Annotated in this window: 12 protein-coding genes and 3 pseudogenes; 12 read left to right on the plus strand and 3 right to left on the minus strand. The window is 57.1% G+C overall.

What is annotated here, in order from left to right:
• Positions 1-104 precede the first annotated feature (104 nt).
• Positions 105-422: a hypothetical protein gene (locus ACFQT0_RS18390; RefSeq protein ID WP_380204622.1), complete on the minus strand. Its 318-nt coding sequence runs from the start codon at positions 420-422 to the stop codon at positions 105-107.
• Between ACFQT0_RS18390 and ACFQT0_RS18395 the strand changes: the two genes are divergently transcribed.
• The 8 genes and pseudogenes from ACFQT0_RS18395 (at position 421) to ACFQT0_RS18430 (ending at position 7,757) form a co-directional block, all read left to right on the plus strand.
• Entirely contained in the window at positions 421-828 is a 408-nt protein-coding gene (locus ACFQT0_RS18395; RefSeq protein WP_380206076.1) for an alpha/beta fold hydrolase, read from the plus strand. The genes ACFQT0_RS18390 and ACFQT0_RS18395 overlap by 2 nt on opposite strands.
• A 65-nt stretch (positions 829-893) precedes the next feature.
• Positions 894-2,012, plus strand: a complete 1,119-nt coding sequence (locus tag ACFQT0_RS18400; RefSeq protein ID WP_380204623.1) for an ATP-grasp domain-containing protein — start codon at positions 894-896, stop codon at positions 2,010-2,012.
• A gap of 95 nt (positions 2,013-2,107) precedes the next feature.
• Positions 2,108-3,204 (plus strand): annotated as a pseudogene (locus tag ACFQT0_RS18405) (carboxylate-amine ligase).
• Between the two features lie 419 nt (positions 3,205-3,623).
• On the plus strand, positions 3,624-4,124 hold the full coding sequence (locus ACFQT0_RS18410) for a glutamine amidotransferase-related protein (RefSeq protein WP_380204624.1): 501 nt from the start codon (positions 3,624-3,626) through the stop codon (positions 4,122-4,124).
• A gap of 63 nt (positions 4,125-4,187) precedes the next feature.
• A complete protein-coding gene (locus ACFQT0_RS18415; protein WP_380204625.1) occupies positions 4,188-5,378 on the plus strand; it encodes a hypothetical protein in 1,191 nt (396 codons plus the stop codon).
• A gap of 88 nt (positions 5,379-5,466) precedes the next feature.
• Positions 5,467-5,994 (plus strand): YkvA family protein, encoded by a 528-nt coding sequence (locus ACFQT0_RS18420; RefSeq protein WP_380204626.1) that lies wholly within the window; start codon positions 5,467-5,469, stop codon positions 5,992-5,994.
• 537 nt (positions 5,995-6,531) lie between these two features.
• Positions 6,532-6,831 (plus strand): hypothetical protein, encoded by a 300-nt coding sequence (locus ACFQT0_RS18425; protein ID WP_380204627.1) that lies wholly within the window; start codon positions 6,532-6,534, stop codon positions 6,829-6,831.
• 53 nt (positions 6,832-6,884) lie between these two features.
• Positions 6,885-7,757, plus strand: coding sequence for a DUF1571 domain-containing protein (locus ACFQT0_RS18430; protein WP_380204628.1), 873 nt, complete (start codon positions 6,885-6,887; stop codon positions 7,755-7,757).
• Positions 7,758-7,937: 180 nt separating this feature from the next.
• On the opposite strand, the pseudogene ACFQT0_RS18435 reads toward ACFQT0_RS18430, so the two are convergent.
• Positions 7,938-8,809 (minus strand): annotated as a pseudogene (locus tag ACFQT0_RS18435) (SDR family oxidoreductase).
• Between the two features lie 253 nt (positions 8,810-9,062).
• On the opposite strand from ACFQT0_RS18435, the gene ACFQT0_RS18440 reads away from it, so the two are divergent.
• From ACFQT0_RS18440 to ACFQT0_RS18455, 4 genes and pseudogenes are all read left to right on the plus strand, one after another.
• Positions 9,063-9,872 (plus strand): SDR family NAD(P)-dependent oxidoreductase, encoded by an 810-nt coding sequence (locus ACFQT0_RS18440; RefSeq protein ID WP_380204629.1) that lies wholly within the window; start codon positions 9,063-9,065, stop codon positions 9,870-9,872.
• 72 nt (positions 9,873-9,944) lie between these two features.
• Positions 9,945-10,175 (plus strand): annotated as a pseudogene (locus tag ACFQT0_RS18445) (NAD(P)/FAD-dependent oxidoreductase); the annotation flags it as partial.
• Positions 10,117-11,178: an aminoacetone oxidase family FAD-binding enzyme gene (locus tag ACFQT0_RS18450; RefSeq protein ID WP_380204630.1), complete on the plus strand. Its 1,062-nt coding sequence runs from the start codon at positions 10,117-10,119 to the stop codon at positions 11,176-11,178. The pseudogene ACFQT0_RS18445 and the gene ACFQT0_RS18450, both read left to right, overlap by 59 nt.
• Positions 11,179-11,320: 142 nt before the next feature.
• Positions 11,321-11,767, plus strand: coding sequence for a ferritin-like domain-containing protein (locus ACFQT0_RS18455; protein WP_380204631.1), 447 nt, complete (start codon positions 11,321-11,323; stop codon positions 11,765-11,767).
• Between the two features lie 64 nt (positions 11,768-11,831).
• Here ACFQT0_RS18455 and ACFQT0_RS18460 read toward each other — a convergent pair whose 3' ends face one another.
• Positions 11,832-13,919 (minus strand): DEAD/DEAH box helicase, encoded by a 2,088-nt coding sequence (locus tag ACFQT0_RS18460; protein WP_380204632.1) that lies wholly within the window; start codon positions 13,917-13,919, stop codon positions 11,832-11,834.
• Between the last annotated feature and the right edge of the window lie 428 nt (positions 13,920-14,347).

The raw sequence follows: 14,347 nt of genomic DNA on the forward strand, positions 1-14,347 counted from the left end.
GTCCGAGTTGGGCTGAAAAACCTTGATGAGATAACCTAGATATGGCCGGTCCGTTATTTATCGCTAGTTTGCCGTACCGCTTAACCACAACGTTTCGCCTCACCCTAACGCCCCTTCTTGTGCAGGAACAACACCGCCGCTTTTACTCGCATCACCTCGGCCAAGATATTGACATGCTGGTATTCGGCCAATGGGGCTACCCGGTCGTCATCTTTCCTACTTCCGGCGGGGGCATCAACGAAGCCCGCGACTTTCACCTCATCGAATCGGCGCGCCCCTTGATTGAAGCCGGCCGCGTCAAGCTTTACTGCATCGACAGCATCGACCGGTTTTCGTGGTACGCCAAGCATTTGCACCCCTCTATTCGGGTCCAGAACCACGTGTTCTACGACCAGTTTCTGAGCGAGGAGCCTGGTGCCCATGCTGCAGCAGGAGTGCAACGTGGACAAGATTGGCGTGGCCGGCTGCAGCTTCGGCGGCTACCATGCCCTGAATTTTGCCTTCCGTCATCCGAACCAGGTAGCCCACCTTTTTACGATGGGCGCCGCCTTCGATATCCGCCAGTTTGTGGACGGCTATCACGACGACAACGTGTACTACAACAACCCGCCCGAATACCTGCCGGGCGCGCAAAGCGAGCATTTCCAGTGGATGAACATCATCCTGGGCACGGCCGAGCACGACTTCTGCAAGGACTCCACCTTTGAAATTGCCCGTATCCTTAGCCAAAAAGGCATTCCATACAAGATAGACGTGAAGCCTTTTGGCGACCACGACTGGCCGGTGTGGCGCGAAATGTTCCCGCAATACCTCAACACCATCGGCTAAGCCGCCATAACCCCTTAATTTACACTTTCACACCTGGCCTAACCGCTACCAACACACCCCTGACTATGAAAAAAATCGGCATCCTCTTCGGACAGGAAAGCACCTTTCCCCAGGCTTTCATCGACCGCGTCAATGAAAAAGCCCCGGCCGACATCCGCGCCGAATTCGTGCGCATCGACCAGGTTGAGCAGCACGTCGCGCCCGACTACGCCGTCATCATCGACCGGATTTCGCAGGACGTGCCCTTCTATCGGGCCTACCTCAAGAATGCGGCCCTGATGGGCACGGCCGTGATTAACAACCCTTTCTGGTGGTCGGCCGACGAGAAATTCTTCAACAATGCGCTGGCTGTGCGCCTCGGCGTGCCCGTGCCCAAAACCCTGCTCCTGCCCAGCAAGGAGCGGCCCACCGACACCAGCGAGCGCAGCTTCCGCAACCTGAACATGATGGACTGGGACGCGGCCTTTGCGCACATTGGCTTCCCGGCCTACATGAAGCCCCACTCCGGCGGCGGCTGGAAAAGCGTGTACAAGCTGAATTCGCCCGACGACTTTTTCCGGGCCTACAACGAAACCGGCCGCCTGGTGATGCTCTTCCAGGAAAACGTGGAATTTACCGACTACTTCCGCTGCTACTGCATCGGGGGCACGGAGGTGCTCATTATGCCCTACGAGCCCCGCAACGAGCCGCACCTGCGCTACGCCACCGAGATGAAAACCACCGGCGAAGCCGGCGAGAAGCTGCTGGCCACCATGAAGGACTACGTCCTGAAGCTGAACGCGGGGTTGGGCTACGACTTCAACACGGTAGAATTTGCAGTGCGCGACGGCATCCCAATCGCCATTGACTTCGGCAACCCCGCTCCGGATGCAGACATCAACTCCGTGGGCGAGAAGAACTTTGAATGGGTAGTGGAGGCCGCCGCCAACATGGCCATTGCCCGGGCCATTGCCCAGAAGCCCGGCGAGGACAACCTGACTTGGGGCACGTTTGTGCACCCGCACCGGGCCAAAGCCGGCGCAACCCACTTCACGGTAGGCGATACCCCTCCTGCTCCCAAAAAGCCTGCCGCGTCTAAAGCTGCCAAGCCTGCCGCCCCCAAAGCCGCAGCAGCGAAGCCCGCAGCCCAAAAGGCCGCCCCCAAGGCCGCAGCGAAAAAGCCGGCGGCAAAGAAAGCCGAGTAAGCTCCTTAGCTGTCTGACTGAGCCCGGCGCGCCGTTGTGCGCGCCGGGTTGAGTGTCCCATCCTTTCCTAGTTTTATTTCGCTCCGTCCATGGCCATGCCCGCGTTTACCCTCGGCATCGAGGAAGAATTTCAGACCATTGACCCCGATACCCGCGAGTTGCGCTCGCACCTTTCCCAGATAGTTGAAGGCGGCAAAGTGACCCTGCACGAGCAGGTGAAAGCCGAAATGCACCAGGCCGTAGTAGAGGTAGGCACCAATATCTGCCACAACATCGACGAGGCGCGCACTGAGGTATTTCACCTGCGCCGCCAGGTAATGGAGCTGGCCGACAAGCAGAACCTGAAAATCGGGGCGGCCGGCACCCACCCCTTTTCGCGGTGGCAGGACCAGCCCATCACGCCCGACGTCCGCTACGACAAGATTGTGGAAGAGCTGCAGGAAGCTGCCCGCTCCAACCTCGTTTTTGGCATGCACGTGCACGTGGGCATCGAAAACCGCGAAGTGGGCGTGTACATGATGAATGCGCTGCGGTATTTTCTGCCGCACCTGTTTGCACTCAGCACCAATTCGCCGTTTTGGGAAGGGCGCGAAACGGGGTACAAGTCGTTTCGCACCAAGGTGTTCGAGCGGTTTCCGCGCACCGGCATTCCCGGGTATTTCCACAGTGCCAGCGACTATGACGAGTTTTTGCAGCTGCTTATCAAGACTGGCTGCATCGATAACGGCAAGAAAATCTGGTGGGATATCCGCCTTCACCCCTTCTTCGACACCATCGAGTACCGCATCTGCGACATGATGATGCGAGCCGACGAAACGGTGGCCGTGGCCGCCGTAATGCAGGCGCTGGTGGCCAAAATCTACAAGCTTAAATCGCAGAACCTCAACTTCCGCATCTACCGTAGTGCTCTGATTAAGGAAAACAAATGGCGCGCCGCCCGCTACGGCCTCGATGGCAACATGATAGACTTCGGCAAGCAGGAGGAAGTGCCCACGCGCAAGCTGATTTTGGAACTCCTCGATTTTATTGACGACGTTGTCGACGATTTAGGTAGCCGCCACGAGGTAGAATACGTACTGAAGATGATGGAGATGGGCACCGGCGCCGACCGCCACTCAAAGTCTTCCGCGAAACCGGCGACTTGAGCAAGGTGGTCGACTATATTCTCGCCGAAACCGCTCACGGGCTATAAGTTAAGTAAACGACCTTTGCTAACGCAACGCCCGCCGTCATGGCAGGCGTTGCTTTTTTTGCCTAAACTACGGTTTAGCTTTGTTTATCGGCTGGCGGTGCTGGCTGTTTTTATTTTGATTCCCCTATGGAGGCTATTCGCATTGCGATTCTGGATATGTACAACAACGCGCCGAACGAAGGCATGCGCTGCATTAGGCAGCTGCTGGCCCGCGGCGCACGGGAGAATGGCGTTCCATTTGCCGTCGACACGTTCAATGTGCGCGCCGAAAACGCCCTTCCCGGCCTGGATTACGACATTTACATTTCCTCGGGCGGCCCCGGCAGCCCCTGGAATCCGGCGAGGCCTGGGAGCCGCAGTACTTCGAATTCATTGATTCGCTGCTGGCCTACAACAAAGCCAACGAGCACAAAAAGCACATGCTGCTGATTTGCCATTCGTTTCAATTGGTGAGCCGGCACCTGGGTTTGGGCGAAGTGAGCCGGCGCAAATCCACCTCCTTCGGCGTGCTGCCGGTGCACATAACCGCCGCCGGGCTGGCCGAACCCGTGCTGCAGGGCCTGCCCGAGCCGTTCTACATCGTCGACTCGCGTGATTATCAGCTCACCAACCTCGACATGAACCGCCTCGAAGAGCTGGGTGCCGAAGTAGTGTGCCTGGAAAAAGAGCGGCCGCACGTGCCCCTGGCCCGCGCTATTATGGCCATACGCTTTACGCCGGAGGTGTTCGGCTCGCAGTTTCACCCCGAAGCCGACGGCGAAGGCATGCTCCGCTACATGCTCACCGACGAGCGCAAGCAGCAGGTGGTAACGACCTACGGCGAGGCCAAATACGAAGAAATGGTGCACCTGCTCGCCGACCCCGACACCATCGAGCGCACCGAGTCCGTGATTGTGCCTACCTTTTGCGCCGCGCTGTAGCCCAACTGGGCGTCCTCACTGCTGCCTAGTCCTTTGCCTGCCGTGCCTGCTTAGCCCCGCTCTATGATTCCGGAACACCGCCAGACTTTCAACGCCGCCTTCAGCCCGGCCCGCTACCAGGAAATGCTCGCCGACATCGACCACCAGCTACCCGGCCAGCTCGACTTCCGGGTGGCCGAAACGCCGGTGTTCGTGCCAGCAGGTTTGCGCGACAAATTAATCGCGGCCGGCGAAAGCATCATTCAGGTAATTGAGCAGCCCAATTTTAAGGAGTTAACCGAAGGAGCCATCCCGGCGCACCAGCGCGTGCCCAACGAAGACGCGCGGCCCGAATTTCTGACGTTTGATTTCGCCGTGTGCCGCGATGCCCAGGGCGAACTCGAACCTCAGCTGATTGAAATGCAGGGTTTCCCGTCACTCTACGCGTTTCAGTCGTGGCTGCCGTCGGTTTTCCGCCAGCATTACCCCATTGCCGATTCGGTGAGTCCATTTCTGGGAGTTCCTGATTATGATACGTATCAGGAGCGAATGCGCGAATTTATTTTGGGCGGCCAACCAGCGGAACAAGTTATTTTATTGGAGCTATTTCCGGAGAAGCAAAAAACCAGAATTGATTTTGCGTTGACCAAAAAACTCTGGGGAATTGAAGCCATTTGTTTGACCAAAATTCAGCGGAATGGTCGGCAATTGTTCTATGAAAAAGACGGCCACCTGATTCAAATAAAGCGGATTTATAATCGAATTATTTTCGATGAATTAGAGCGCTATCCGGAGCTCAATTTGTCATTTAATTTAACTGAAGATGTGGACGTAACCTGGGTTGGCCACCCCAATTGGTTTTTCCGCATTAGCAAGTACACGCTGCCGCTGCTGAGTGGGCCTTTTGTGCCGCCCAGCCATTATTTGCACGAACTCAAGGAATACCCGGCCGACTTAGAGAATTATGTACTGAAGCCCTTGTTCTCATTTGCAGGGGCAGGTGTGCGTCTGCACATTACGGCGGCCGACCTTGATGCTTTGCCCGACAAGCAGAACTATTTATTGCAGCGCAAAGTCACTTACGAGCCGGTGGTGCAATCGCCCGACGGCCTGGTAAAATGCGAGATTCGCCTGCTGTACATCTGGCCCGCTGGGGAAGCCCACCCGCTGCTGCTCACCGGCCTGAGCCGCCTGAGCCGGGGCGAAATGATTGGCGTTGACTTCAATAAGGACAAAGACTGGGTGGGCGGCACCACGCCCCTATTCGAGCGCTAAACAACTGGGGTTCGGATTTGCGGAAAAACTGAACAACGCGAGGGATTAAATGCGCGTAAAGCAGGCTCATCACCCTCATTTGCATTCCATGTCTTCCCTCACCGACCAAGGCCTCAAAATATCCAAAAACATTCTTTTTAACGTCTTTGTAGGCCGCGCTGCCAAATTATTGGGCAAGCCGTTTAAGGTCGTTACCATACTGAATGAAACCGCCGATAAACTCGCGGACAAAGAAAGCAAAACCAACAAATTTCAGCAGCTGTTCGAAATAGCGCTGACCTTGGTGCGCATGGTGCGCAGCTACATCAGCGGCGAATACCGCGAGGTACCTACCAGCACCATGGTTTCGGGCCTGGCCGTGCTGCTCTACATCCTTTCCCCTTTAGACCTGGTGCCCGACTTCATTCCCGTCGTAGGTTTCCTGGACGATTTGAGCTTGGTGGGCTGGTTTGTAAGCAAATTCTCCGGCGAAATCACCAAGTACCGCGAATGGGAAAAGACGGGCCGGGGCCAGGCAATCACGGTCGACTCTGCCCCGGCCCGACCCGACGCCGCGGCTCAACCAGCGCGGGGCGATGCCGCCCAACCGAGTGTCAGCGAGTTGGGCCATTCTTAGCATTGGCGTGGCCGGCGTTTCTGCCTGCAAGATTTTATACAATAAAAAAGCTCCGGTTTGACCGGAGCTTTTTTATTGTATTGACAGACCAATTATTAATACATTTTAAAACCGACTGGCCTATTTAGTTTAGTTGAGAAAAATGACATAATACATGCGTAGAATTGCAATGCAATTCCTATTATTATAATTAGAACACGGCGGTATTCGTCTCATTAATTAATAGACATGTTCTCAAATAAATAATTTGAATGCCATGCTGAGCCATTTGACATACTGTCAAAGGAAGCATCCTAACAGGTCAGCACGAATCGTTGAGCCGTGAGAAGATGCTTCGCTCTGCTCAGCATGACAGACGGGGTGGCAGATATGCTTCGGCTCCACGCAGTACGAAGCGCATGCTGAGCCAAAGCTAATCCAGGAACAAGTCCAATAATTATTATCCAATACACGCTCCACTCGGCTCACCCTCACTCCTTTCTAACTTAACTTTTCGGCAACAGCGGGCGTTAATACGCTGGTCTAGCTGCTCTGTTTATGCCTACGTTTGTTGTCACCATGCGCTTGCCCGATACTTATGATGAAGAGTTTATTGCTCTCATTCCCAGCCACCGGGATTTTATTAACCAGTTGCTGAACGAAAAAGTAGTGGAAGTGTATGCCATTAGCAGCGACCGTAGCCGCGGCTGGGTCACCATGAATGGCGACAACGCGGCGGCGGTGCAGGCCGTGGTGGAGCAGTTCCCCTCTACCACTACCTACATGGCGTGGAAATTGATGAGCCTGTTCATTTTTGATAGTGCTGCCTCCCGCTTTCCGCACATCAGCCTTAACTAATTGCCTTTGATTTAACGCTTGCAGAGCGTTTTCCAATTCCTCCGTTTCTATTTATGCTCGCGTTTCTCGCTGCTCACCTTTCTACCGTTCGCATTTTAGCGCCCATTGGAGCGCTGGCCCTGCTAGCTGCCACGGCCCCCACCCGGCCCGCGCCTCCTACCACCGACCAACTCACCACGCGGATGAGCGCGGCCATCGAAAACCTCAAAACCCTGCGCTGCACCGTCAAGGCGCAGGAACGCATTGGTGGCAGCATCAACTCGGCGCGCAGCATTATGAAGCTGACGTACAAGCCCCTGCGGATATACATCAAGAACCAGAAAGGGGTTGAAGTGCTGTGGCTAGCGGGCCAGAACAACGGCGATGCCTGGGTGTACCCGGCAGCATTCCCCTACGTCACGCTCAGCCTCGACCCCAACGGCAAGCTCATGCGCGGCAACCAGCACCACACCGCCCTGCAAGCCGGCTTCGGCACCATCTCCGACTTGCTGAAAACGACGGGCTTGCGCCAGGACAACAGCTTCAGCCGCTCTTTCCGCTACGTGGGCGATACGGTGCTGCTGGGCCGCACCAGCCACGTGCTGCGCTCCGATTACCCGCAGTTTCGCTGGGTAAGCTACAAGGCCGGCAAAAACGAAACCATCGGGACGGTGGCCGAGCGGTTCGGCTGCGGCGAATACCGGGTGTTTGAGCGCAACGGTCTTACTATTGGCGAGAAGATACCCGAAGGCAAAGTCCTGCAAGTACCCAATGCCTACGGCCGCCGCACCACCGTCTGCATCGACCCAAAAACCTTCCTGCCCATAATGGTGCAGGTAAACGACGACAAAGGCTTATTTGAAAAATTTGAATTTGCTGATGTAATTCCCAACCAGTCCATTCCGCTACAAGAGTTTTCGAAGGATTACCAGGGCTACAAACTATGACCACTGATTAGCACGGATTTAAGCGGATTTCACGGATTTTGTAGTCGATTTCTGCCGTGAAGCCCATAGCTCAGCAAAAGAAAGGCTTGCCATTAGGCAAGCCTTTCTTTTGCATTAGTCCACAAGATTTAATCGGCTACAAAATCCGTGAAATCCGCTTAAATCCGTGCTAATCAGTGGTCAGCGGCGCATGGTTTTTTCGATTTGGTCCCACATACCCGGCGTGAGCATTTCGAGCTTGTTGAATTCGCCGGCGCCATTCAGCCATTCGCCTCCGTCGATGGTTACCACTTCGCCGTTGACATAAGACGAGAAGTCGGACACTAGGTATGCCGCCAGATTGGCGAGCTCCTGGTATTGGCCCACGCGCTTGAGCGGCACGCTCGCGGCGGGGTCGAGCTTGCTGGCGAGGGGCTCCGGGAAGAGCCGGCTCCATGCGCCTTCGGTGGGGAAAGGGCCCGGCGCAATTGCGTTGGAGCGGATGCCGTACTTGGCCCATTCCACGGCCAGCGAACGGGTAATGGCCAGCACCCCGCCTTCGCGGCGGCCGATGGCACCACATAAGCCGAGCCGACCGAGGCGTACGTGGTGACAATGTTGAGAATGGTGCCGGGCTTTTTATCGGCAATCCAGCGTTTGCCCACGGCCAGCGTGCAGTTGTAGGAGCCGCGTAGCACAATGTCCACAATCACATCGAACGCCTTGTGCGAGAGGCGCTCCGTGGGGCTGATGAAGTTGCCGGCCGCGTTGTTAAGCAACACGTCCACGCCGCCAAACTCCTGGATGGTGCGCTCCAGCATGGCTTCTACTTCGTCGTACTTGCGCACATCGCAGGCAATGGGCAGCACCTTCCCGCCGGTTTGCTCGCGCAATTCCTGAGCTGTTTTTTCTAACACTTCCAGCTTGCGGCTGGTTATGGTAACGTTGGCGCCGAGTTGGAGGAAATAGGTGGTCATGGCCCGGCCCAGGCCGGTACCGCCGCCCGTTACGATAATGGTTTTGCCGGCCAGAGCGTTGTCGCGCAGCATGGGCTGGGTGTAGGGTGTGTTCATGCAAAAGCTGGTGTAGAGGTGGGACGCGCGGCTCATTCCGCGGCCCGAAGGTACAAGGCTGTGGGTGCGAAAGTTAGTTGGCCGGCGTAGCAAACCCTGACCAGTTCTTGCCCTTACTCAATATAGTGTTAAGTAATTTATTCGCACCTTCGTGCTGTTGAGAAAGAAAATCATTTTAATTTTTCATGAATAGTTCCATTTCCGGGGCTCCTCGAGCACCGCTTCGGGAGCGGAATCCCCCACTGTTTTGGTGTTGGGCTGCGGGTGGCTGGGCATAGCGCTGGCGCGCACGCTGGCCGAAACCGGCCATACTGTACTAGGCACCACCACCACGCCCGAAATCATCCCGACCATGGAAGCAGCGGGCATCCAGCCGCATTTGCTACGGCTCGGCAGTGATTTTGGCGCCCCGGCCGAAGACCTCCTGCACCGCCTGCTCAAAGCCGCCGATGTGCTCGTGCTGAACGTGCCGCCCCGGGCCGCGGCCGCGGGCGCCTACCCGGCCCTGCTACGGCCGGTGCACAAAGCGGTAGCCACGGCCGGTACGCCGCACGTGCTTTTCGTGAGCTCAACCAGCGTGTACCCCAACGAGCCCCGCGTGATGCGTGAAGCTGATGCCCTGAGTACCCGCGACGCCGCTTCGGATGTGCTGCGCGCCGAAGGGCATTTTGTACCCCGCTATGGTCAGTGGAAAAGCACCGTGGTGCGCCTGGGCGGCCTGATTGGGCCGGACCGGGCGCCCGGCCGCTTCCTGGCTGGTCGCCGCGAGCTGGACCAGGGCAATGCCCCCGTCAACCTCCTGCACCTAAACGACGCCGTGGGCGTGCTGGCGGGTATTATCAAGCATCAGGCCTGGGGCCACACTTTCAACGTGTGCGCTTCCCAGCACCCGTTGCGGCGCGACTTTTATCCTACCGCCGCTGAGTTTCTGAACCTACAATCGCCCACTTTCAAGCGGGAGCACGGCGTGAGCGGCAAAATCATCGACAGCAGCCTGGTGCGACGGACGGTGCCCTACGAATTTCAGCACGACGATGTGCTGAAAGCCTTGGCGCACTGCTAACGGGACCCCTCGGCCCTCTGCGCGGCCGTATCTTTGCCGAGTGAATATTGATGCAGCTCAACCCTCGTGGCCGTGCTGGGTGGTGGCGCGGCGGGCTTCTTCGGTGCCATAGCCTGTGCCGAAGCCAACCCTACGGCTCAAGTCGTTCTCCTGGAAAAAACGGGCAAGCTGCTCAGCAAAGTCCGCGTATCGGGCGGTGGGCGCTGCAACGTGACCCACGCCTGCGACACGGCCGCCCAGGCTGGTGGCGCATTATCCGCGCGGCAGCAAGCAGCTGAAAGGGGCCTTTCAGCAATTTGGCGTGCCCGAAACCATCGCCTGGTTTGCCAAGCGCGGCGTACAGCTCAAGACCGAAGCCGATGGCCGCATGTTTCCGACCACGGATTCCAGCGAAACCATTGCCCAGGTCCTGGAAGCCGCGGCCCGCCAGGCCGGCGTGCGCATTCTTACCAATACCAGCGTTGACGAAGTGGAGCCCTTGCCCGAAGGCGGGTTTCAGCTCAAGTTGAGCGGCAGCGGCACGGCCCAGCACGGCACCGGCCAGCGCGCTTCGCGCCTGCTCATTGCCACCGGTGGCAACCCCAAAAGTGCCAATTACGATTGGCTTCGGGCCTTGGGCCACACCATTGCCGAGCCGGTGCCGTCGCTCTTCACGTTCAACGTGCCCAATTCTCCGCTCAACGAACTAATGGGCGTGAGCGTGCCGCAGGCCCGCGTGGTGCTGGCCGGCGAAAAGCTGCAATACGAGGGCCCGCTGCTCGTCACACATTGGGGCGTGAGCGGGCCGGCGGTGCTCAAGCTTTCGGCCTGGGGCGCCCGCCGGCTCAGCGAGTTGGGCTACGTGGGCACGGCCCTCATCAGCTGGATTCCCACTTTTACCGAAGAAACGCTGCGGCCCTGGCTGCAGCAGTTCCGGCAGGAAAACGGCAAGAAAACCGTGGCGGCCAACCCGCAATTTGGCCTGCCGCAGCGCCTGTGGCGCAACCTGACCGAGCAGGCCGGCATTGCCGCGGACATCCGCTGGAGCGACCTGCCCGCCAAATCGCAAAACCGTCTGCTGGAATTACTCCTCCGCACGCCCTTGGCCGTGCGGGGCAAGACTACTTACAAAGAGGAATTCGTGACCTGCGGGGGCATTTCGCTCGAGGAAGTGGACCTGAAAACCATGGAAAGCCGTCGGGTACCTGGGCTGTACTTTGCCGGCGAAGTGCTCGACATCGACGGCATAACCGGGGGCTTTAATTTTCAGGCGGCCTGGACTACGGGGTACCTGGCCGGCAAGGCCATGAGTGCAGCTAGAAGCTAGCTGCGGAAGCAGTTAAATCAGCACCTATATCACCTGCTGCAAACCACTCACAATCAATTCTTCACGCGTCTGTCGCAACCTTCCTTACTGCCAGACAGTAAAGGAGATAGTAATTTTCATTCTTAACTATTCTCCCTTTCCAATGGAAGCCAAAGCCACCCAAGCCCTGCTCAACGAATTGGTCGAAACCCTCAAAGATGGCCAGAAAGGCTACGCCGACGCCATGACCGACGTTGAGGACCAGAAACTGAAAGAGACGTTCAAAAAATACGCCGCCCAGCGTTCCGAATACATCACCGAAATCGAGGACCAGATGTTCAAGCTCAACCTCGAGCCCGACGAAAGCTCTTCGGTAACCGGCACGGTGCACCGCGCCTGGATTGACCTGAAGTCGGCCCTAACCAGCAAAGACAACAAAGCCGTACTCAACGAGTGCGAGCGCGGCGAAGACTACGCTGTGAAAGCCTACCAAACGGCGCTCAAGGCGCAGGACCTGCCCACCCCGGTTAAATCGCTGATTGAAAAGCAGTACCAAGGCGTCCAGGAGGCCCTGACCACTATCAAGTCGTTGAAGGATTCGGCGAAATAATTCCCGCTTCATTGTTAGTGCACAAAAAAGCCGCTCAAATTGAGCGGCTTTTTTGTACACTAACCTATCTGGTTTCACTTAAATAATCACTACTGGGTAATCCAGCTAATCGATAATTATAGGGTAGCCTATTCGTCGAAGCTCTCGTTGCGGGGTGCGCGGGGCGTGCGGGGGTTTCGTACTCACGTGGAGCGCCGTAGTTCGGCTTGTTGCCATAGCTAGGCTTGTCGCCGTAGCCGCCTTTGTTGCCACCGTAGCTGGGCTTGTTGCCGTAGCTGCTGCCGCCTTCGCGGTTGCCATACGCCGGCTTGTTGCCGTAGCTGGGGCGGTCGCCACCATCGCGGTTGCCTTTGTAGCCGCCACCGTAGCTGCTGCCACCTTCGCGGCGGTCGCCGCCACCGTAGCTGCTGCCACCGCGGTTGCCGCCTTTGTATCCACCCTCACGGCGTTCGCCGCCGCTGAAGGGACGACGCTCGCGGTCGCCGCCGAAGCCGCCGGGACCACCCGTACCACCAGTCCTGTTGAAGCCTTCTTCTTTAGCCGCGCCCTCCTGAACCGGAGTGGCGATGCTGAAGCTAACCGGCGTGCCCTGGATGCTGGTACGGCCCAATTTCTCAACAATCTCATTGGCAAACTCCGACGGCACTTCTACGAAGCTGAACTTGTCGTAAAGAGCAATGTCGCCTACTTTGCTGCCGGTCAGGTTGGTCGACTCCGAAATCAGGTCCACGATGTCGCGGGGGTGAATCCGGTCTTTCTTGCCCATCGAAACGAACAGACGAGTGAAGCCGGGGCGCGCCGTACCGGCGGCCTTGCTGGCGTCGAGGCTCTGCTGAGCACTCTTGTCCTCCTTCATCGTCATTTTCAGCAGTGCTGCGGCGATGTCGAGCGAGGTAATTTCCTCGCTCTGGTCGAGCAGGCGCTGCACACGGCCCACGTATTTCTCAAGGTTGCCCTTCTCCACGATTTCCTTGATTTGATTCAGGAACAGCGTGGTTTTTACTTCCGATACATCGGCAAACGACGGTACCTGCTCCAGTTTAATCTGGGCCTTGGTGAAGCGCATGATGTCACGCAGCTTGTAGATGTCGCGGCCGCTCACAAACGTGAAGGCTTTGCCCGACTTGCCAGCGCGGCCCGTGCGGCCAATGCGGTGAACGTAGTATTCTTCATCGGCGGGCAGGTCGTAGTTGAATACGGCCTCCACGTTGTCTACGTCGATACCGCGGGCGGCTACGTCGGTAGCAACTAGTACTTCGATGGTCGACTTGCGGAATTTATCCAGCGTGTTTTGGCGCTGCTGCTGGCCCATGTCGCCGTGCAGGCCTTCGGCGAAATAGCCTTTTGCTTGCAGGTCCGACACGATTTCGTCCACCATGCGCTTGGTGTTAGCGAAAACGATGGTCGACTTCAGGTTGTACATGTCGAGGATGCGGGTCAAGACATCCTTTTTCTGGGGGCCGCGCACCTCAAAGTAGCTCTGCTCGATGTTGGTCACCGTCATGGTCTGGTGGTTCACCTTCACTACCTGCGGGTCGCGCTGGTACTTCTTGGTGAGCTCCATGATGGGCTTGCTCATCGTAGCCGAGAAGAACACCGTCTGGCGCTCCTTCGGCATCTTGCTCAGGATGAACTCGATGTCGTCGCGAAAGCCCATGTCGAGCATTTCGTCGGCTTCATCAAGAATGATTTTGGTGGTGTTCTCCAGCTTCAGGGTGCCACGCTCGATGTGGTCCATGATACGGCCGGGGGTACCGATAACAATCTGTACGCCACGCTCCAGGGCGCGGAGCTGACGGTCGTAAGGGCTGCCACCGTAGATGGGAACCACCATCAAACCGCGCTTGTACTTGCCCAGCTTCTGGATTTCGCCCGAAACCTGCACCGCGAGTTCGCGGGTGGGGCAGAGCACCAGCACCTGTACGTCGCGGCTTTCAGCATCCACCCCATCAATGGCGGGAATGGAGAAAGCGGCAGTTTTGCCGGTACCCGTCTGGGCTTGGCCGATAACGTCTTTGCCAGCGAGGAGCACGGGGATAGCAGCAGCCTGAATGGCCGATGCTTCTTCGTAGCCCATCTCGGTGATAGCGCGTTGTACTTCCTCAGAGAGGTTCAGTTCGTCAAAACGAACTACAATTTTTTCAGCTTCCATGAATGTGGAATTGGTAAAGGGGTAAGAGACTCGCTCCGAAAACAGCCGTACTCAGCGACGTTTCCCCTCCTTCTACCTTGTCACAATCAGGCGGGAAAAACAACCAAAAAACTATGCGGCCAATGCGTTATGCCTCTCTCAGGCTCGCGCGGACTTAGGGCCGTCCTCAAATGCGGGTGCAAAGGTAGGATTTTTATTTCGCATTAGCTAGACAATGGGCGAAATGAGTTTTAGAGTTCGGATAATCGTCCTGCTGAGCGCAGCCGAAGCATCTCGCTTGTGGTAGTAATCCAATCGTGAGGACGATGCGAGCGAGATGCTTCGGCTGCGCTCAGCAGGACGTGCTTTTTTGCTTTCGTTCTTAAGGCCCCACGGGGCACAAAAAAAGCCCACCAAAGGCGGGCTTTCTTAATACAAAGCTAAAGCAG

The organism is Hymenobacter humi (assembly GCF_042665855.1).
In the GTDB taxonomy this organism is placed as follows: Bacteria; Bacteroidota; Bacteroidia; order Cytophagales; family Hymenobacteraceae; genus Hymenobacter; species Hymenobacter humi.